Below are 19,683 nucleotides of genomic sequence, written 5' to 3' on the forward strand. Positions count from 1 at the left end.
TAGGGTTCAAGAACAGGCCACCAGGGACCGCCCCAAAGACTCGGCCACCTTGATGCCGTCCACCCCTGCCGACAAAATGCCGCCCGCGTAACTGGCGCCTTCGCCAGCCGGGTACAAGCCGTGGGTATTGGTGCTTTGGTGGTCCTCGCCGCGCGGAATGCGCAGGGGTGAGGATGTGCGTGTTTCCACCCCGGTCATCACCGCATCGGCCATGTCATAGCCCTTGATCTTGCGGCCAAACACCGGCAGCGCTTCGCGCATGGCCGCTACCGCGTAGTCGGGCAACACATCGGCCAGATCGACCAGCTTCACGCCGGGTTTGTACGACGGTTGCACGCTGCCCCAAGTGGTGGAGGGGCGTTGTGCCAAAAAGTCGCCGACCAGTTGGCCTGGGGCTTCGTAGTTGCTGCCGCCCACTTCAAAGGCCCGCGTTTCGAGTTGGCGCTGCAGCACGATGCCCGCCAGAGGATGCGGTGAAGGCGGTTGTTGCGCGGCCAAGGCATGGGCTTCTTGCGCCAGCTGCGCGCCGTCTTGCGCACCAAAGGCGGCTTGCCAGGCGGCGGTGTCCAGCGGGTAGTCGGGCGGGTCGATGGCCACCACCATGCCCGCGTTGGCATTGCGTTCGTTGCGCGAGTACTGGCTCATGCCGTTGGTGACCACGCGGCCCGGCTCGCTGGTGGCGGCCACCACGGTGCCGCCAGGGCACATGCAAAAGCTGTAAACAGCCCGGCCGTTTTGTGCGTGGTGCACCAGTTTGTAGTCGGCCGCACCCAGCAGCGGGTGACCTGCATGGCGGCCCCAACGGGCTTGGTCGATCACGCTTTGCGGGTGCTCAATGCGCACGCCAATGGAAAACGCTTTGGCCTGCATGGCCACACCACGGCGGTGCAGCATGACAAAAGTGTCGCGCGAGCTGTGGCCCAGGGCCATGACGGCGTGGCGGGTGTGCAGGGTGTGGTGTTCTCCGGTGCGCAGGTCTTGTACGTGCAGCCCCGTGAGTTGCTGGCCGTCTGCGGCGGACGAGAGCAGCACATCGCTCACGCGTTGCTCAAATCGGATATCGCCGCCCAGCGCGATGATCTGCTCGCGAATGTGCTCGACCACCTTGACGAGCTTGAAGGTGCCGATGTGCGGGTGCGCGGCGTACAGGATGTCGGCGGGGGCCCCTGCCTTGACGAACTCGTCCATCACCTTGCGGCCCAGGTGGCGCGGGTCTTTGATTTGGCTGTAGAGCTTGCCGTCAGAAAAGGTGCCTGCACCCCCTTCGCCAAACTGCACATTGCTCTCGGGGTTGAGGACCTTTTTGCGCCATAGGCCCCAAGTGTCTTTGGTACGCTCGCGCACCGGTTTGCCCCGCTCCAGCACGATGGGCTTGAAACCCATTTGCGCCAGCGCCAGGGCGGCGAACATGCCGCATGGCCCAAAACCCACCACCACCGGGCGTTCGCTGGCCTCAGAGCCAAAACCGGCAGGGGCTTGGCAGGGCGGGTGCCAAGCCATGTCGGGCGTGGTTTGGATGTGCGGGTTTTGTTCGAACTTGTGCAGCAAGGCGGCTTCGGTCTGGGCATCGGCCAGCGACACATCCACGATGTACACCGCCAGCAAATCGGCCTTGCGGGCGTCAAAGCTGCGTTTGAAGACGTGCAAAGAGGCGATGTCGGCGGCGCTGATGCCCAGTGCTTGGGCTGCGAGTTGGCGCAGCGCATCGATCGGGTGCGGCGTGGGCAGCCGGTCTTCGTCGGTTTCGGAGGGCGCATCGGCGGCGCGGCGCACGTCGACCGGCAAGGCCGACAAGGGGAGTTTGAGTTCTGAAATCCGGATCATGGCAACCTCTGTGGCTTGTGGTTATCAAGCAAGAAGCGTTGATTATCCTTGAGGCAAGAAACCATCGACCGACAAATAACGCTCGCCCGTGTCGTAGTTAAAACCCAAAACGGTGGCACCGGAGGGCAAGTTTGGCAGTTTTTGTGCAATGGCCGCCAGCGTGGCCCCCGACGACAAGCCCACCAGCATGCCTTCTTCGCGGGCCGATCTGCGGGCGAACTCGCGTGCCTCTTCCGCATCGATGGGGATCACGCCATCGAGCAGGCTGGTGTCGAGGTTTTTGGGAATGAATCCGGCCCCAATGCCCTGGATGGGGTGAGGCGCAGGTGTGCCACCAGAGATGACTGGCGAGGCCGCAGGCTCGACCGCAAAGACTTGGAGTTTGGGGAATTTGGCCTTGAGCACCCGGGCCACGCCTGTCAGGTGCCCTCCCGTGCCCACGCCGGTGATCAGGGCGTCAATGCCCTCCGGAAAATCGGCCAAAATTTCCTGCGCGGTGGTGCGCACATGCACGTCGATGTTGGCAGGGTTTTCAAACTGCTGGGGCATCCACGCGCCGGGTGTGCTGGCCACCAAGGCCTGGGCCCGGGCAATGGCCCCTTTCATGCCATCGGCGCGGGGCGTGAGGTCGAAGCTGGCGCCATAGGCCAGCATCAGGCGGCGACGCTCGATGCTCATGCTGTCGGGCATGACCAGCACCAGCTTGTAGCCCTTGACGGCAGCCACCATGGCCAGCCCGATGCCGGTGTTGCCCGAGGTGGGTTCGACGATGGTGCCGCCGGGTTTTAAGGCGCCCGATTTTTCAGCATCTTCAACCATGGCCAGCGCGATGCGGTCCTTGATCGAGCCGCCTGGGTTGCTGCGCTCGGACTTGATCCAGACATGGGCGTTTGCCCCAAACAGGCGTTGGATGCGCACATGGGGCGTGTGGCCGATGGTGTCAAGGATGCTGTGGGCTTTCATGGCGGCTCCTAAGGGTTGATGCAGTTCTGAGCCATTGTGCGCGGGGGGGGCGCAGGCCGATGTCTTGCACAGCACCAACAGAGCTGGGCCCCTGACACTGTGAGACGCAGTGCCTGGGGATGCGCTCAGGTGATAATCACGGCGTGAAGCTCGCCAGACCGTCGCTGGTGCAATTTCCGAAAGGAAGCACTGGAGGAACGTCCGGACTGCACAGGACAGCGTAGGAGGCAACGCCTCTCCACCGTGAGGTGAGGATCAGAGCAACAGAGACGAGCCGATTGAGTTCGGGTGAAACGGGCAATCTCTACGCGCAGCAATACCAAGTAGGCCTTCCTGAGGGTGTGCGGTTCGCCGCATGCCCTCTCCCTGTGGTTCCGCGGGGTGAGTTGGCGGGTAGGTAGCACCGAGCCGGGTGGGCGACCCCCGGCCCAGAGTAATGGCGGTCACGCAGCGGGCAACCGCTGCGCACAGAATCCGGCTTATCGGCGAGCTTCACACTTTTCCCCAGCACCCCGCCGCAGGCATGGCGCGACGCTGAATTCCAGAACCCAGGGCAACAAAAAACCCGCCGAGGCGGGTTTTGGCTTGGGCGACCGAGAGGCTCAGCTGCGTGAGGGCATCAGGCTGCCACCCAAGGCGAACACCGAATTGGGTGCGGTGATTTTCAGCGCACTTTTGGGCTTGGCAAACACGCCGCGCTTGACGGCAGGCTGCGGCGCAGGCTCTACGGTCACGCCTTTGGTGCGCTGTTCGGCCACCAGTTGGCGCAGGCTGATGGACTGCAAATGGGTCAGCATTTTTTCATTCAAGCTGGCCCACAGTTCGCTGTTCATCCAACCCCCTTCTGCGGAGGCTTCTTCGTCAGAGGGAGCATCCACCGCGCCCACGATGTCGGCCATGGTGATTTTTTCGGCATTGCGGGACAGCGAGTAACCGCCACCTGGGCCGCGTGTGCTTTCGACCAAGCCATGCTGACGCAGTTTGCTAAAAAGCTGTTCCAAGTAGGACAGAGAAATTTGATGGCGTGTGCTGATGGCGGCCAAAGATACAGGTCCGCGGTCTTCTCGCAAAGCGACATCGATCATGGCAGTGACTGCAAATCGGCTTTTGGTGCTCAAACGCATGGTGGGCTCCTTTTAGCGTTGTGGTGGGCTGTAGATGCAGACCCAACCTGGGGTGTCAAAACATATCGTGTACGTTTGTGACTGATCGGTCGTTTCTCAAACTGTCATTCAGCTGAGGGTGTATCGCGATTATTCAAGGCTAAAAGGCGCATTTGGGGTGTGTAGGGGATTAACAGAAGATTAAAACCTTTCATAGCCTTCCAGTTGCCGCCATTGACCGGGCTCCAGAGGCGCCAAACTCAGCCGTCCCACCCTTTGGCGACGCAGGTCTTGCAGGGGACATTGTTCGTCCAGCCAGCGGCCCAAATCCAGCCCGTCGATGTCTTTTCCTGCGATCCGGAGCACCGTGAGTTGGTCGGTCTGGCGGTTGATGCTGGCGCGGATGCCCGGGCCGTTCAGGGCCTTGACCAGGTCCCCGGGCACTTCGCCGCCCAAAGTGGCCATCCATTCTTGCTCCATCGGGCTGCGGCGGTCTTCCAGGTGGCGCAGCACGCTCAAGTCGTCTGTGAAGATGCACAAACCACTGGCGGGCTTGGCCAATGGCAGCGGCATTTGCATTTTGGCCAGGCGTTCAGGCCCCCAAATACCAGGCTGGGGGGCTTTGAGGCCCACGGTGTCTTGCAGCCAGGCCAAGTTGGCCGCCCGGTGCGCGGGCTTGAACAGCACCAGGGTCATGGGTGCGAGCGCGGCCATCGAGACCAAGCGGTTCACCTGCACGGCTTGTTCTTCACGCACCCGCCGGGCCGGGTCGGTGACCACTTTGCCCGCCACCTGTACACCACCGGCCACGATCAGGGCCTCGGCTTCACTGCGTGAACAGTTTTGCTCAGCGGCCACCCGTTTGGCCAGGCGTATGCCTTCTTCAGAGGAGATCATCCATGCTTTCAAAAATGCTCAAAGCGAATCAAGACAGGGTTTGCTCGCGGATGTGGTCCACATGCGCTTGCAGGGAACGTGCCGCCACAGGCCACAAGCGAGGCGGCACGTCGTCGTAGGCTTTTTCCACCCATTCTTTCAAGCTGCCTTGGGGCAAGGCTTGCATGGCGGCGGCTATTTTGGCCTCGCGCTTCAAGCGGTGGGCCTTCAGGTGCGTGATGGCTTGGTGGGCAAAACCCAGCACATGGCCGTGCGCGGGCAGGATGAACTCGATGTTCCCGGCCTTGCAGGCGGCGGCCAGTTTGTCCAGCGAATCGAGGTAGTCGCCCATGTGGCCATCGGGTGGGTCGATCACGGTGGTGCTGCCGTTGAGCACATGGTCGCCCGAGAACAGCAGGCCGTCTTCTTCGAGCACCAGACACAGGTGGTTGGCCGCGTGGCCAGGGGTGTGCACCACGCGCAGGGTGTGGACGATCTCGCCATCCGAGCCGGTGCCTTGCAGCACCAATTTTTCACCGTCGGCCAGTTCGCGTTCGGGCGCGAAGCGGCTGTTGGCGCGGGCGGTCGCCTTGGAGGCCAAGCCCAAAATCGGTGGCTTGTTGGCGCACAGCGCCTGAAGTGGGGCTGCACCGGGTGAGTGGTCCGGGTGTGAGTGGGTGCAAACAATCATGCGGATTTGTCCGCCCGCTGCACGCCATAGGCGTTGCAGATGGTCGTCGTCGGCCGGGCCGGGGTCGATCGCGATGTAGCCGGTGTTCGGGTCGCCCACCAAATAGCTGTTGGTGCCCGGGCCGGTCATCACGCCGGGGTTGGGTGCGGTCAGGCGCTGCAGGTTTTTCAGCAGCTGCACAGCTTGGTCGGTTTTCCAGTCCAGATGGTGGTGGATTTGCCCGTCGGGTGTGACCAGCGCCAACTCACCAAAAGGGGCTTCGTGCTCCATGTAGCGCGCTTCATTGCCCGCCAGCCAGCCGGCGCGGGGGCAGCTGGTCCACAGGGGTTCGTCGTTGACTGCGCAGGCTTGCAACACCGCATCTACCGTCGCAAACGCTTTCAGGCGCTCCAATGTGCGAACGGTGGGGTACACCATGAAAAACTGACCGGCTTCGTGGCGCGTCAACGCCTCCACCGGGCTCACCCAAACAGGCTCAAATTGTTCGGTTTCGTCGGCCACAGGCGTTTGGCCTTCTGGCATGCGGGCCACCAAAAAAGGCACGTCAAAGCGGCGCGGCAGGTCGCGGTCGGTGATCCAGTGGGCCAGCACAAAGACCTGATCAGCCGCCAGTGTCAGGCCCTGAGTCTGGCACTGTGGGACAAAAGCGGCTTTGCGTTCAATCTGCGCAATGTCGCTGTTGTTGGCCCAGCGGCCATCGGCATGGCGGGCGAACAAAATACCCAGTTCCTCAAAGCTCTCACGGATGGCGGCAATCGCTTGCGTCAGGTGCAAGTCACTTTGCTTGGGGCGGCGTGAGGCCATGCTGTGAGCCTGTGCGTCGGCCGCGTCAATGCCGCCGCCCGGAAATACATAGGCACCGGGTGCGAAACTGGCCGTCATGGAGCGGCGGGTCATCAGGACCTCAAGGCCTTGCGGGCCATCGCGCAGCAGCAGCACGGTGGCGGCGGGGCGCAGGGGCGCGGGTTCACGTTGGGGGTGTAAGAGTTGGGATGTGCGTGCCATGCCCCATTATCAGGCGGCTGATGCCGCATCCCCGGGCGATAATCCCGAACATGCACATTCGATTTACCAAGATGCAAGGGGCCGGCAACGACTTTGTCGTGCTCGACGAGACCCGCGGCCTCTTGGGCCTGAGTTCGGCCCAGTACCGATTTTTGGCCGACCGCCACTTTGGCGTGGGGGCCGACCAGATCCTGACCGTGCGGCCTTCGCCGGCACCTGGGCTGGATTTCGAATACGTGATCCACAACGCCGATGGCGGCGAGGTGGAGCACTGCGGAAACGGAGCCCGTTGTTTTGTGCGCTATGTCCGAGACAAGGGTCTGACCGATAAAACCACGGTCCGCGTGAAAGTTCAAAAAGGCGAGATCGAGCTGCGCATGAACCGCGATGGCCGTGTCACGGTGGACATGGGCACGCCCGTGTTCGATTGGGCCAACGTGCCCTTCAACCCCATTGGCCTCATCAGCGACCAGGTCAACGGCTGGCCGGTGTTTGATTTGCCCCTGGGCGAGCTGGGCATTGTTCCTTCTATGGCCCGTGTGGGTGTGGTGTCCATGGGCAACCCGCACGCGGTGCAGCGCGTGGACAACGTGGCCACCTTTCCAGTGCGGGTCCAGGGTCCGCTGATCGAAAACCACCCGGCTTTCCCCAACCGGGTGAATGCGGGTTTCATGCAGATCGTCTCGCGCAGCCAGATCAAACTGCGCGTTTTCGAGCGCGGTGCCGGCGAGACCCTGGCTTGCGGCACGGGCGCGTGCGCGGCGGTGGTGGCGGGCGTTCGACAGGGCTGGCTAGACGCTCGCGTGGATGTACAAACACATGGCGGCGTCCTCACCATCGAGTGGGCTGGTCAGGCCGACAGCCCGGTGCTGATGACCGGCCCGGCCACATCCGTTTTTGAGGGCAGCATTGACGTGCCTGACTCACTTTGACCTTTTGAATTTCTGGAGCTGCCCAATGATCCCCTCCGAGCCCATGAGCCCCATCACCGAAGACGACATTGCCAATTATTTGGTGAACACGCCTGATTTCTTTGAGCGCCATGCTTCCCTTTTAGCCACCGTGCAATTGACGCACCCTCAAAGCCATCGAGCTGTGGGTTTGCAAGAGCGCCAGGCGCAAATGCTGCGCGACAAGATCAAGGGCCTTGAGCACCGCATCATGGACATGATGCGCCATGGCCATGAAAACATGCTGCTCACCGACAAGCTGCACCGGTGGTCCTGTGAACTCTTGGTGACCCCCCACGACCAGCTGGCCGAGTCTGCCGTGTTCAACATCCGCGAGTTGTTCCAAGTTCCCCAATTGGCCTTGCGCCTGTGGTCACTGGGGGGTGTGCACGCACAAGCGCCCTATGCGCAGGGCGTGACAGAGGCGGTGCAAGCCTTGGCCACCTCCTTGGACACGCCTTACGTGGGACCTAACGCTGGCTATGAGGCGGTGCAGTGGTTGGACCAACCCACCCAAGCCGCTTCGGTGGCTTTGCTGGCACTGCGGGCCGCACCTGGTCAACCGGCTTTTGGCTTGATGGTTCTGGCTTCGCCCGATGCCCAACGCTTTAACAACCAAATGGGCACCGATTTGCTGGAGCGTTTGGCCGAATTGGCGGGGGCGGCTTTGTCGGTTTTGCGGGCCCCCTGACCCGCCATGACGTCAGCAGCCCAGGACCCACTGGTCACGCGTTACTTGGACCATGTCCGTTTTGAAAAGCGCCTGGCCGAACGCACCTGCACGCTGTACCAACTGGACTTGACCCGTCTGGCTTCCATGGCAGCCGACGCGCAAGTGCCTTTGTTGCAGGTGCAAAGCGGTCATGTGCGCCGTTGGGTGGCTCAAATGCACAACGCCGGGCGCAGCGGGCGGGGCATTGCACTCATTTTGTCTGGCTGGCGCGGTTTTTACACATGGCTGGGTTTGGAAGGCCTGATTCCGCTCAACCCGGTATCCGATGTGCGTGCGCCGCGTGTGCGCAAGCCCTTGCCCAAAGCCTTGGGCGTGGACGAAGCGGTGCAATTGGCCGAGCACGAAGAGGCCAACGACGACCCTTGGCTGGAAGCCCGGGATGCTGCGATGGTCGAGTTGCTTTATGGGTGCGGTTTGCGCATCGCAGAGTTGACGGGTTTGGATGTGGTGGCCAGCACAGACGCCGCCCGCGCCGGGCGCGGCTGGATTGACCTGCCCAACGCCGAGGTGCAAGTGCAAGGCAAGGGCAGCAAACGCCGCAGTGTGCCTCTGGGCCGCTCCGCGGTAGAGGCACTGACGCATTGGTTGACGGTGCGCACCCAATTGACCGGTATGTTGACCCATCCAGTCCCCGGCGCATCCAGTTTGGCGCTGGCGCTGTTTCCCGGGCAGCATGGCACACGGCTCACGCCACGCGCTGTGTCTCAGCGCCTGAAGCGCCGCAGCTTGCTGGCGGGATTGGCCACGCCAGTGCATCCACACATGCTGCGCCACTCTTTTGCCAGTCATGTGCTGCAGTCGAGTGGCGATCTGCGGGCCGTGCAGGAGCTGCTGGGTCACGCCAACATCAGCACCACCCAGGTTTACACGCGGCTGGATTTTCAGCACTTGGCCAAAACCTACGACGCAGCGCATCCGCGTGCCAAGCGCAAATGAAGCCTTGGCGTCGCCTTCAAGCGGCTTGTGAGGCCAAGCCCAAGCGGATGAGCTCAAGCTTGAATTCATCGCTACACTCCCCAACTCTTGTTGTCTTGTTCCCCACCGGAAGCGTGCCATGTCCTTGATCCCCACCACCATCCTGACCGGCTTTTTGGGCTCGGGTAAAACCACTTTGCTCAAGCGCGTGCTGACCGAGGCCCATGGTCAAAAGATCGCCGTCATTGAAAACGAGTTTGGTGAAGAAAACATCGACAACGACATTTTGGTGTCCGACACCAACGAGCAAATCATCCAGATGAGCAATGGTTGTATTTGCTGCACCATCCGTGAAGACCTGCGCGTGACCCTGCAGTTGTTGGCGGCCAAGCGCCGCAAGGGTCTGCTGAGTTTTGACCGCATCGTCATCGAGACCACCGGCTTGGCCGATCCAGGCCCGGTGGCGCAGACCTTTTTCATGGACGATGAAATCGCGGAAACCTTTTTGCTCGATTCCATCCTGACTTTGGTGGACGCCAAGCACGCGGCCCAGCAATTGAATGAACGCCAGGAAGCACGCCGTCAGGTGGGCTTTGCCGACCAAATCTTCATCAGCAAGGCCGATTTGGTCTCGCCCCAAGAGCTGGACGCTTTGCAGCACCGCTTGAAACACATGAACCCGCGCGCACCGCAAAAGGTGGTTCATTTTGGCGAAGTGGCTTTGTCCGAAGTGTTCGATCTCAAAGGTTTCAACTTGAACGCCAAGTTGGACATTGACCCGGACTTTTTGAAAGACGATGCCCATGGACACGACCATGACCATGTGCACGGCGAGCACTGCGACCATCCGTCGCACCAGCACGGTGCAGCGACCGAGCACGCCCATGACCATGAGCACGGCGAGCATTGTGATCATCCGTCGCACCAACAAAACCAAGGTCATCACCACCACCACGACGACGATGTCAAAAGCTTTGTTTTCAAGTCGGAACGCGCGTTTGACCCTGCCAAGTTAGAGGACTTTTTGGGCGCTGTCGTGAACATTTACGGCCCACGGATGCTCAGATACAAAGGCATCTTGAACATGCAGGGCACCGAGCGCAAGGTCATTTTCCAAGGCGTTCACCAGCTCATGGGCAGCGATTTGGGACCCATGTGGGCTGCAGGCGAGACGAAAATGAGCAAGATGGTGTTCATTGGCATCGACTTGCCCAAGGACATCCTGTTGCAGGGGCTTGAACAAAGCTTGGTGTGAAGCGTTTGCTCTCGGGATTGGCGGATGGTCGTGTTTTTTTCAACAAAATCGCTTTAATCGTTCGGCGTCAGATTTTTTACCGTTCTAGTCGCTACAATCGCCCGCCTGCAACGGTGCCTTTTGGCGACGTTTTAAAGCCGAATCCACGATCGATCCATGGGTTCGAGATCAGCATGAACAGTGTTCCTTCGGTGCGTGCGGTTTGCGTGCTGTTCGAGAACTGCCTTCTTACAAGGCTAGGAGACAAGACGTGACGACCCCCAAAAAATCACCTGCTAAAGCAGCCTCTAAAGCTGCAAAGACAGCGGTGACTGCCCAGAAAAAATCCCCGGCAGTCAAGCCGTCCGTTGCAGCCAAACCCCAGCCGAAGGCCAAAACTGTGGCGCAAGTCAAAGCCGTTAAAAAGGTGCCTGTAAAAGCCAAACCGGTTAAAACGGTGCCTGCCAAAGCCAAGCCGGTTAAAACGGCGCCCGCCAAAGCCAAGCCGGCTAAAACGGCACCCGCCAAAGCCAAACCGGTTTCTGCTTCTCTTGCCAAACCCAAGCCAAAGTCAAGTCCACCCTCCAAACCTGCCGTCAAAGCCAAGTCAGCACCTGCCAAGCCGGTGGTGAGTTCCGCCAAGGCGGCTAAAAAGCCGCCCGTTTTAGCCAAAACTGTTGCAGCCAAGTCTTCTGTGTCCAAGCCAAGTGCTGTCAAAGAATCTTCGAAGAAGTCTTTGACAGCCCCTCAAGTGAAACCCATGACCGTTCAAACCAGCGAGGCTGTTGAAGCCTCCATTGCGCCCGTTCCGCTCACGCCAGTGGCGTCAGACCAGCCTGTGCGTGCCGCTCGCCCGTCCGCCAGGTTGGCTCAAATCACCGTGCCCTCCTTGCCGCCAGCCGTGGCCTCCACTGCCGCCAAGTCGAGTTTCCTGCCCAGTTCGGCGCCCCCCGCACAAAGTGTTCCTTTTGCACCGATCAAAAAAGACCCGAAGCTCGCCAACAACTGGAAATCCAAAAAAGTCGATGCCCTGACCGATGCTGAAATCTTGGCCATGCCCGATGACCAGTACATGAACGACACGCAGCTGGCCTATTTCCGGCGCAAGCTCAGCATCCTCAAGCAAGACATCCTCAACAGTGCCGGCGCCACCACAGAGCACCTGCGCGAGGACACCGTGGTGGTTCCCGATCCCGCCGACCGGGCCACGATCGAGGAGGAGCATGCTTTGGAGCTGCGCACCCGTGATCGCGAACGCAAATTGCTGAAGAAGATTGAACAATCCATACACCGTATCGATGCAGGCGATTACGGCTTTTGTGACGAGACAGGCGAGGCCATTGGCGTGGGTCGTTTGTTGGCCCGCCCGACGGCAACCTTGTCTTTAGAGGCGCAGCAGCGTCGTGAGCTGAAGCAGAAAATGTTCGGCGATTGAGTCTGGCCAAACCGGGCTGACGGCTCGGTGAAGCTTTGAAAACCCCTTGATTGGGGTTTTTTTACGTCTGGAAGCTTGATATTGTTAAAAACAGCAGATGACTTGCCTCAAATGAGTTTGATATTTTTATTTGATTTACTCCTTGAGATCTTACTTTCATAGCCTCTTGTAAGTGCCTAATTTACAAGGAAATTTAGTCCAAGTGTGCTTGCGATTTCGGCGCTAAGCCCTTGATTTCATTGAAAAAAAACGATCTTCTGTGTTTGAGTTGGCGTGAAATCCTGATACAGTGCAAAAAAGTGCAATTAAGTGGGGAAAAGTGTCTCCGCTGGTACTTTTGAACTGAAAAAGGTCGTGGCTGTGTTTCAAGGGGCTTCATCGCTGAGTCTGGATGCCAAAGGGCGGTTGTCTGTGCCGACCCGGCACCGTGACGTCCTGAGCGCCACAGCGCAAGGGCAGCTGACGATCACCAAGCACCCACACGGATGTTTGATGGTTTTCCCTCGGCCTGAGTGGGAAAAGTTCCGCGAGCGGATTGCCCAACTGCCCATGTCGGCCCAGTGGTGGAAGCGGATCTTTTTGGGCAATGCCATGGATGTGGAGATGGATGGCACGGGCCGCGTGCTGATCTCGCCCGAATTGCGACAAGCCGCAGGCATTTCCAAAGACACCATGCTGCTGGGCATGGGCAATCACTTTGAGTTGTGGGACAAAGCCGCTTACGACGCCCAAGAGGCGCAGGCCATGCAGGGCGATATGCCGGATGTGTTCAAAGACTTTTCTTTTTGAGCGCCATGACCGACACCGTATTGACCCACACCACCGTTCTCTTGAATGAGGCTGTGCATGAGTTGTTGCAGGCGACAGCTGGCGCTGACGGCGCTTACGTGGATGCCACGTTTGGTCGCGGCGGACATTCCCGTCTGATTTTGTCGCGCCTCTCGGCGCAGGGTCGCTTACAAGCTTTTGACAAAGACCTGGAGGCGATTGCTGAGGCGGCCTTGATTTCAGACGCCCGGTTTGCCATCCGCCATGAAGGTTTTTCGAACCTGGGTGAACTGCCGCCCGGCAGTGTGGATGGCGTGCTGATGGACTTGGGCATCAGCTCCCCCCAAATTGACAGCCCCGAGAGGGGTTTTTCTTTTCGTTTTGACGGCCCACTGGACATGCGCATGGACACCACGCGCGGACAAAGTGTGGCCGATTGGTTGGCCACTGCAGAGGTGGATCAAATCACGGAGGTGATACGTGACTATGGCGAAGAACGGTTTGCTTTTCAGATTGCAAAGGCGCTTGTGGCTCGCCGACAAGAACGGGGCCCAATTTCAAGCACCACCGATTTGGCCCAGCTCGTGGCTGACACGGTCAAAACCCGCGAGCCGGGCCAGAACCCTGCAACGCGGACATTTCAGGCTTTTCGGATTTTCATCAACGCAGAGCTTGCGGAGCTTGAACAAGCGCTAGAGGCCAGTCTGCTCGTCATGGCCCCGGGCGCCCGGCTGGTGGTGATCAGCTTTCATTCGCTGGAAGACCGTATCGTGAAGCAGTTCATGGCCAAGCATGCCAAAGAGGTGGTGGACCGCCGCGTGCCTTTTGCTGAGCCGGTCAAGATGCGTTTAAAGCTGTGTGGTCGGATTCGCCCCAGCGAGTCAGAGGTGCGCGGCAACCCCCGTTCGCGCAGCGCCATCATGCGCATGGCTGAGCGCACCGAGGTGCCCGCATGATGCGTTTGAGCATGTTCTTGCTGGTTGCCATCGTGAGCAGCGCCTTGTGGTTGGTGCACAGCCATTACGAGTCCAGGCGCCTGTTCATGGCGCTGGAGACAGCACGCAAAGAAAACCAGCGCATCGAAGTGGACCTTGACCGCATGGAAGTTGAGCGACGGGCGCAAACCACGCCTTTGCGTGTGGAGCAAATCGCACGCCAGCAATTGCAAATGCGCAATGTCTCTCCCGCCATTACCCAATACGTGACCACCACGGGTGCGGTCAATTCGACCGTACCTGGGAAAACATCTGCTGCGCCAGCTGCAAGCGGAGGCGCCCGATGAACCGCGGCCGCAGTGTGCAGCTGAGTTCCAGCCCTTTGCTGGCCAGCAAGACGCCGGTTTGGCGCAGCAAATTGATCGTGGGCTTGATGGCTTTGGGGTTCACGGGCTTGGTGGGCCGTGCAGCGCATGTTCAGGTCATCGACAATGATTTTTTCATCAGGCAGGGTGAAGTGCGTTTTGCCCGAACCTTGAGCTTGCCCGCTAACCGTGGCCGCGTGTTGGACCGCAATGGCGTGTTGTTGGCCTCGAGTGTGCCGGCCCCCAGCATTTGGGCCAACCCGGAGGACTTGGAGCGTGACCCGCTCAAACTGCGGCAGCTGGCCAAGTTGCTGGAGATGGCCCCCGCCGAACTGGACGCCAAGCTCAAGAACGAAGAAAAAACCTTTGTGTGGCTGCGCCGTCAAATGGACGAGTCGGTGGTCAAAGAAATTCGTGCCCTCAACATCAAAGGGGTGTACGACATCAAAGAGTACAAACGCCTCTACCCTGAGGGCGAGGCCGCAGCCCACATCGTGGGCTTCACCAACGTTGAAGACAAAGGTCAAGAAGGCGTTGAGCTGATTTTCCAAAAGCAGTTGGCCGGTCAAGCGGGCTCAAGGCGCGTGATCAAGGACCGTTTGGGCCGCGTGGTCGAGGCAGTGGGCGAGACGGTTCAGCCCATCGATGGCCAGGACCTGCAGTTGAGCATTGACAGCAAGGTTCAGTTTTATGCTTACCAGACCCTGCGTGATGCGGTGGCGCAGCACAAGGCCAAGGCCGGCAGTGTGGTGGTATTGGATGCGCAAACCGGTGAAATTTTGGCCTTGGCCAACTACCCCAGCTATTCGCCGGACAAGCGCGGCAACCTGACGGGCGAGCAGCTGCGAAATCGGGCCTTGACCGACAGCTTTGAGCCCGGCTCCACCATGAAGCCGTTCACAGTGGCTTTGGCCTTGCAACAAGGTTTGGTCAAACCCGAGACACCGATTCAGACCGCACCCGGCCGAATCACCATCACAGGCTCCACCATCAGTGATGTGCACCCTTATGGGGTGTTGACGGTCAACGAGGTCATCCAAAAGTCCAGCAACGTGGGCACGGTGAAGATGGCCATGCAATTGCAGCCCCGCGAAATGTGGGAAATGTTTGCAGACTTGGGTTTTGGTCAAAAGCCCCAGTTGCCCTTTCCGGGTGTGGTCAGCGGTCGGCTGCGGCCTTACAAGACATGGCGTCCGGTGGAGCAGGCCACCATGAGCTACGGTTACGGCGTCTCCAGCAGTTTGTTCCAGGTGGCCCGTGCGTACACGGTGTTTGCGCGCGATGGTGAAATTGTGCCCGCCACCCTCATGAAAACCACCCAGCCCGCAGTGGGCACGCGCGTGTACAGCCCCGAGCACGCCATCGCCATGCGCAAGATGCTGCAAATGGCCTCAGGCCCAGGCGGCACCGGTCAAAAGGCCCAGACCATGGGTTATTCGGTGGGTGGCAAGTCAGGCACTGCACGCAAGCAAGAAGGCAAGGGCTACGCCAGCAAAAAATACCGTGGCTTTTTTGTCGGCATTGCCCCCATTGACCAGCCCCGCATTGTGGTGGCGGTGATGATCGACGAACCGTCCAATGGTGTTTACTACGGCGGTGCCGTGGCTGCGCCCGTGTTCAGCCAGACGGTTCAGCAAACCTTGCGTTTGATGGGCGTGCAGCCTGACATGGCGGTCAAGCCTCAAATCGTGGCCAAAGCCGTCGAGGAGTCGTTCTGATGCAGACCCTGCACAGCGCCTCACAAGCCGCCTCTTGGTTGCGCACCCGTGTGACCGGTGCACTTCGCACCGACAGCCGACAGGTTCAGCAAGGCGATGCGTTCATCGCATGGCCCGGCGCAGCCACCGACGGGCGTCGATTTTTGGCACAAGCTTTGGCGCAGGGGGCCAGTGCCTGCTTGATGGAAGAGGCGGGCCATGCACCTTGGTTGACCGCTTTGCAGGGCAAAGTCCCCGACGACAAATTGGCCTGCATGCCGCAACTCAAATCGCAAACGGGCTGGGTGGCCGATGCGTATTACGAGCAGCCCAGCCAAACTTTGCAGGTGTTGGCGGTCACGGGCACCAACGGCAAAACCTCGACCGCTTGGTGGCTGGCGCAGGCTTTGTCATCGCCCGTGTTGGCACAGGCTTGCGCCGTCATCGGCACGCTGGGTGTGGGGCGCGTTCCTCATTTGGTGTCGACCGGCATGACCACACCTGATCCGGTGTTGGTGCAGCAAGAATTCAGGGCCATGGCCGATGCCGGCGTGACCCATTGCGCCATCGAGGCTTCGTCCATTGGTTTGGCCGAAGACCGACTGAACGGCACGCAGATTCGCGTGGCGGTGTTCACCAACTTCACACAAGACCATTTGGACTACCACGCTGACATGGGGCAGTACTGGTCTGCCAAAGCGGCCCTGTTCAGCTGGCCTGGTTTGCAGGCTGCGGTCATCAACACCGACGATGCACAAGGTGCACTGTTGGCCCGCCAGTTGCAAGGCGGCCCCTTGGACGTTTGGACGTGTTCGAGGCAAGGACCTGCCCGTTTGAAAGCACGCGCATTGCACAGCGCCGATGGCTTGGCCTTTGACGTGATCGAAGGCGATGCGGTGCAGACGCTGCACACCGATTTGATGGGCGACTACAACATCGACAACTTGTTGGGCGTGATCGGTTGCTTGCGTGCGCTGGGGTTTGACTTGGCGCAGGCCGTGCAGGCTTGTACGCACTTGAGTGCGGTGCCTGGCCGCATGCAAAGGGTTCGTGTTGGCCAAGCGCCGTCGGTGCAAGGCGAGCTGGATGCAAGCTTGCCCCTCGCAGTGGTCGATTACGCGCACACGCCCGATGCCATTGTTCATGCCTTGTCAGCACTCAGGTCGCAGGCACGTTTGCGTGGCGGCCATTTGTGGTGTGTGCTGGGTTGTGGTGGGGACCGCGATGCGCTCAAGCGCCCCTTGATGGCCGCTGCGGCAGAGGCTTGTGCCGATCGGGTGATGTTGACCAGCGACAACCCCCGCTCTGAATCGCCTGAAGCGATTTTGGCAGCCATGGTGGAGGGGCTCCAGCACCCAAGCCAAGCCTTTGTGCAAGCTGACCGCGCCTTGGCGATTGCCCAAGTGCTGGCTCAGGCGGCAGCGCAGGACGTTGTGTTGGTGGCCGGTAAAGGCCACGAGAGCGAGCAAGACATCATGGGCGTGCGCCATCCTTTTTCGGATGTGGCGCATGTTCGCCAGGCCCTGCAGCAGCGCACGGCGCAATGTCAGGGAGACACCGCATGAGCGCGGTTCACACCCCCATGAACTTGCAACTCGAATCGGCATTGGCTTGGCTGAGCCAAGCGCGCGGCGTGAATGTGCAGGCTGTGGTGGCCGACCGGGTCCACACCGACAGCCGCAGCTTGCGCGCGGGCGATCTGTTTGTGGCGTTGCGCGGCGAGCGGTTTGATGGCAACCAGTTCATGGCCCAAGCCAAGGCGCAAGGCGCAGTGGCCGTGGTGTGCGAAGCCTCTGGTGAAGCCGAAGCCACAGCCCAGGGCTTGCCTGCGCTGGTGGTGCCTGACGCCCGCTTGGCCTTGGGCGAATTGGCCGCAGGCTGGCGTGCACAGTTTGATCTGCCTTTGATCGCAGTGACCGGCAGCAACGGCAAAACCACGGTGACCCAAATGATCGCGGCCATTTTGCGTGCACACGTCGGTGACGGCGCCTTGTCAACGCAGGGCAACTTGAACAACGACATTGGCGTGCCCCTGACCTTGCTCAACTTGCGCAGCCATCACCGCCTGGCTGTGGTGGAGTTGGGCATGAACCACCCTGGCGAAATCGCTTATTTGGCCCAGTTGACCCAACCCACCGTGGCCCTGGTCAACAACGCGCAGCGTGAACACCAAGAATTCATGGGCACTGTTGAGGCAGTGGCGCAAGAAAACGGTGCAGTCTTGCTGTTTTTGCCCAGCCAAGGTGTGGCGGTCTACCCGACGGACGAAACGCACACCCCCGTTTGGCAGACCCAATCGGGCGCTCGCACACAACACACGTTTGCCATGGGCCATGGCGATGGGGTTGCCGATGTTCGGGCAGCTGTGGTGGTCTGGCAGTCGGGTGCTTGGCAATTCACACTCAAAACGCCGGTGGGCACAGCCCCTGTCCGCTTGCACATCGCTGGCCGACACAATGTCAAAAATGCCTTGGCAGCCAGCGCTTGTGCCTTGGCGGCAGGGGTGCCGCTGGTGGCGGTTGCGCAAGGGTTGCAAGCCTTTGAGCCCGTCAAGGGCCGGTCGCGCGCTTTGTTGGTGCACACCTCGGCAGGCGAAATGACGTTGGTCGACGACACTTACAACGCCAACCCCGATTCGGTGCGTGCGGCCATCGATGTGCTGACCGAATTGCCTTCGCCACGCCTCTTGGTTTTGGGCGACATGGGTGAGGTCGGTGACCAAGGACCGGCATTCCATGCCGAAGTGGGCGCCTATGCAGCGGAGTGCGGTATTGAGGCTTTCTACACCTTGGGTGACTTGTGCCAACACGCAGGTCAGGCCTTTGGATCAGCCCAGCATTTTGAAAACATGGACAGCCTGTTGGCGGCCGTTGCACAGCATGCGGCGCACTTTCAGAGCATGGTTGTCAAGGGGTCTCGCTTCATGAAGATGGAGCGTGTGGTCGAGGCGGTGCAAGCCTTGGACTTGTCCAACAGCCCACAACACCACAACAAAAAAGGGGAGGCCCATGCTGCTTAGCTTGGCCCAATGGCTGCAAAGTTTATCGCCCGAATGGGGGTTTTTGCGCGTTTTCCAATACATCACGTTTCGTGCGGTGATGGCGGCGATGACCGCTTTGCTGATCGGCCTGGCTGCAGGGCCTTGGGTGATTCGGCGCTTGACTTCACTCAAGATCGGCCAACCCATCCGTGGCTATGGCATGGCATCGCACTTGGCCAAAAGTGGTACGCCCACCATGGGTGGCGTGTTGATTTTGATGTCCATCGCCATTTCGACCCTGTTGTGGTTTGATTTGTCCAACCGCTTTGTCTGGATTGTGCTCATCGTGACCTTGGGTTTTGGCGCGATTGGCTGGGTTGACGACTGGCGCAAAGTGGTCAACAAAGACCCTGAGGGCATGCGTTCACGCGAAAAGTATTTCTGGCAATCGGTCGTGGGCTTGTTGGCCGCATTGTGTTTGGTGTTCAGCATTTCCGAAAACTCCAACGAGCGGGTGTTGGACTTGTTTGTTCAGTGGGTCATGTCGGGCTTTGAAGTGAGCTTGCCCCTGAAGGCCGGTTTGCAGGTGCCCTTCTTCAAAGAGATCACTTATCCACTGGGCGTGCTGGGCTTTGTGGTGCTGACCTATCTGGTGATTGTGGGTTCAAGCAACGCGGTCAATCTCACGGACGGTTTGGATGGCCTCGCCATCATGCCGGTGGTGATGGTGGGCTCGGCCTTGGGTGTCTTTGCATACGTGACAGGCAGCTCGGTTTTTTCCAAGTACTTGTTCTTGCCGCATATCCCCGGATCGGGTGAACTCTTGATCTTTTGCGCCGCCATGGCGGGTGCGGGCTTGGCCTTTTTGTGGTTCAACACCCATCCCGCTCAAGTCTTCATGGGGGATGTGGGCGCACTGGCCTTGGGCGCCGCTTTGGGCACCATCGCTGTGATCGTGCGCCAAGAAATTGTGTTGGCGATCATGGGCGGTATCTTCGTGGTGGAAGCCCTGTCGGTGATGGCGCAGGTGACTTACTTCAAGTACACCAAGAAAAAATACGGTGAAGGTCGGCGCATCTTGAAGATGGCGCCCTTGCACCACCACTTCGAAAAGAGTGGCTGGAAAGAAACGCAGGTTGTGGTCCGTTTCTGGATCATCACCATGCTGCTGTGCTTGGTCGGCCTGTCGACCCTGAAGCTGAGATAAGC

General features: G+C 59.9%; 18 protein-coding genes and 1 other RNA gene. 13 read left to right on the plus strand and 6 right to left on the minus strand.

Going from position 1 to position 19,683, the window contains the following annotated elements; all coding sequences use genetic code 11:
• Window positions 1–6: 6 nt before the first annotated feature.
• Together B472_RS07455 and cysK are read right to left on the minus strand one after the other, a co-directional pair.
• Entirely contained in the window at window positions 7–1,824 is a 1,818-nt protein-coding gene (locus B472_RS07455; RefSeq protein WP_019426586.1) for an NAD(P)/FAD-dependent oxidoreductase, read from the minus strand.
• A 42-nt stretch (window positions 1,825–1,866) separates the two neighbouring features.
• The gene (cysK, locus tag B472_RS07460; RefSeq protein ID WP_019426587.1) at window positions 1,867–2,787 is read right to left on the minus strand and encodes a cysteine synthase A; all 921 of its coding nucleotides are present in this window, start codon (window positions 2,785–2,787) and stop codon (window positions 1,867–1,869) included.
• 145 nt (window positions 2,788–2,932) lie between these two features.
• Between cysK and rnpB the strand changes: the two genes are divergently transcribed.
• An RNA gene (rnpB, locus tag B472_RS07465) (RNase P RNA component class A) lies at window positions 2,933–3,285 on the plus strand.
• A 104-nt stretch (window positions 3,286–3,389) separates the two neighbouring features.
• Here rnpB and B472_RS07470 read toward each other — a convergent pair.
• From B472_RS07470 to B472_RS07480, 3 genes are all read right to left on the minus strand, one after another.
• Window positions 3,390–3,911: an Rrf2 family transcriptional regulator gene (locus B472_RS07470; protein ID WP_026039466.1), complete on the minus strand. Its 522-nt coding sequence runs from the start codon at window positions 3,909–3,911 to the stop codon at window positions 3,390–3,392.
• A 180-nt stretch (window positions 3,912–4,091) separates the two neighbouring features.
• Entirely contained in the window at window positions 4,092–4,787 is a 696-nt protein-coding gene (locus tag B472_RS07475; RefSeq protein ID WP_019426589.1) for an RNA pseudouridine synthase, read from the minus strand.
• A gap of 28 nt (window positions 4,788–4,815) precedes the next feature.
• Window positions 4,816–6,462: an MBL fold metallo-hydrolase gene (locus B472_RS07480; protein WP_019426590.1), complete on the minus strand. Its 1,647-nt coding sequence runs from the start codon at window positions 6,460–6,462 to the stop codon at window positions 4,816–4,818.
• Window positions 6,463–6,533: 71 nt separating this feature from the next.
• Here B472_RS07480 and dapF point away from each other — a divergent pair, with 71 nt between their 5' ends.
• The 4 genes from dapF (at window position 6,534) to B472_RS07500 (ending at window position 10,315) form a co-directional block, all read left to right on the plus strand.
• Window positions 6,534–7,394, plus strand: a complete 861-nt coding sequence (gene dapF / locus B472_RS07485) for a diaminopimelate epimerase (protein ID WP_019426591.1) — start codon at window positions 6,534–6,536, stop codon at window positions 7,392–7,394.
• Between the two features lie 25 nt (window positions 7,395–7,419).
• Window positions 7,420–8,103, plus strand: coding sequence for a DUF484 family protein (locus tag B472_RS07490; RefSeq protein WP_019426592.1), 684 nt, complete (start codon window positions 7,420–7,422; stop codon window positions 8,101–8,103).
• 6 nt (window positions 8,104–8,109) lie between these two features.
• On the plus strand, window positions 8,110–9,081 hold the full coding sequence (locus B472_RS07495; RefSeq protein WP_019426593.1) for a tyrosine recombinase XerC: 972 nt from the start codon (window positions 8,110–8,112) through the stop codon (window positions 9,079–9,081).
• A gap of 118 nt (window positions 9,082–9,199) precedes the next feature.
• The gene (locus B472_RS07500; RefSeq protein WP_019426594.1) at window positions 9,200–10,315 is read left to right on the plus strand and encodes a GTP-binding protein; all 1,116 of its coding nucleotides are present in this window, start codon (window positions 9,200–9,202) and stop codon (window positions 10,313–10,315) included.
• A gap of 228 nt (window positions 10,316–10,543) precedes the next feature.
• On the opposite strand, the gene B472_RS07505 is transcribed toward B472_RS07500, so the two are convergent.
• The gene (locus tag B472_RS07505; protein ID WP_019426595.1) at window positions 10,544–10,996 is read right to left on the minus strand and encodes a hypothetical protein; all 453 of its coding nucleotides are present in this window, start codon (window positions 10,994–10,996) and stop codon (window positions 10,544–10,546) included.
• 58 nt (window positions 10,997–11,054) lie between these two features.
• Here B472_RS07505 and dksA point away from each other — a divergent pair, with 58 nt between their 5' ends.
• The 8 genes from dksA to mraY all read left to right on the plus strand — a co-directional run bounded on the left by dksA (window position 11,055) and on the right by mraY (window position 19,681).
• Window positions 11,055–11,729 carry an RNA polymerase-binding protein DksA gene (gene dksA / locus B472_RS07510; protein WP_369908187.1) on the plus strand — a complete coding sequence of 225 codons (675 nt, stop codon included), beginning with the start codon at window positions 11,055–11,057 and terminating at the stop codon, window positions 11,727–11,729.
• 360 nt (window positions 11,730–12,089) lie between these two features.
• Entirely contained in the window at window positions 12,090–12,518 is a 429-nt protein-coding gene (gene mraZ, locus B472_RS07515) for a division/cell wall cluster transcriptional repressor MraZ (protein ID WP_026039468.1), read from the plus strand.
• A gap of 5 nt (window positions 12,519–12,523) precedes the next feature.
• Window positions 12,524–13,453 carry a 16S rRNA (cytosine(1402)-N(4))-methyltransferase RsmH gene (gene rsmH, locus B472_RS07520; protein WP_019426598.1) on the plus strand — a complete coding sequence of 310 codons (930 nt, stop codon included), beginning with the start codon at window positions 12,524–12,526 and terminating at the stop codon, window positions 13,451–13,453.
• Window positions 13,450–13,779, plus strand: a complete 330-nt coding sequence (gene ftsL, locus B472_RS07525; protein WP_019426599.1) for a cell division protein FtsL — start codon at window positions 13,450–13,452, stop codon at window positions 13,777–13,779. The genes rsmH and ftsL overlap by 4 nt, the downstream gene beginning before the upstream one ends.
• On the plus strand, window positions 13,776–15,515 hold the full coding sequence (locus B472_RS07530; RefSeq protein ID WP_019426600.1) for a penicillin-binding protein 2: 1,740 nt from the start codon (window positions 13,776–13,778) through the stop codon (window positions 15,513–15,515). Before ftsL ends, B472_RS07530 begins: the two co-directional genes overlap by 4 nt.
• Window positions 15,515–17,059, plus strand: a complete 1,545-nt coding sequence (locus tag B472_RS07535; RefSeq protein ID WP_019426601.1) for a UDP-N-acetylmuramoyl-L-alanyl-D-glutamate--2,6-diaminopimelate ligase — start codon at window positions 15,515–15,517, stop codon at window positions 17,057–17,059. Before B472_RS07530 ends, B472_RS07535 begins: the two co-directional genes overlap by 1 nt.
• Window positions 17,056–18,513 carry a UDP-N-acetylmuramoyl-tripeptide--D-alanyl-D-alanine ligase gene (gene murF / locus B472_RS07540; RefSeq protein ID WP_019426602.1) on the plus strand — a complete coding sequence of 486 codons (1,458 nt, stop codon included), beginning with the start codon at window positions 17,056–17,058 and terminating at the stop codon, window positions 18,511–18,513. The genes B472_RS07535 and murF overlap by 4 nt, the downstream gene beginning before the upstream one ends.
• The gene (gene mraY / locus B472_RS07545) at window positions 18,503–19,681 is read left to right on the plus strand and encodes a phospho-N-acetylmuramoyl-pentapeptide-transferase (protein WP_026039469.1); all 1,179 of its coding nucleotides are present in this window, start codon (window positions 18,503–18,505) and stop codon (window positions 19,679–19,681) included. The genes murF and mraY overlap by 11 nt, the downstream gene beginning before the upstream one ends.
• Window positions 19,682–19,683 lie beyond the last annotated feature (2 nt).

Source organism: Limnohabitans sp. Rim28 (genome assembly GCF_000293865.2).
Classification (GTDB): domain Bacteria; phylum Pseudomonadota; class Gammaproteobacteria; order Burkholderiales; family Burkholderiaceae_C; genus Limnohabitans_A.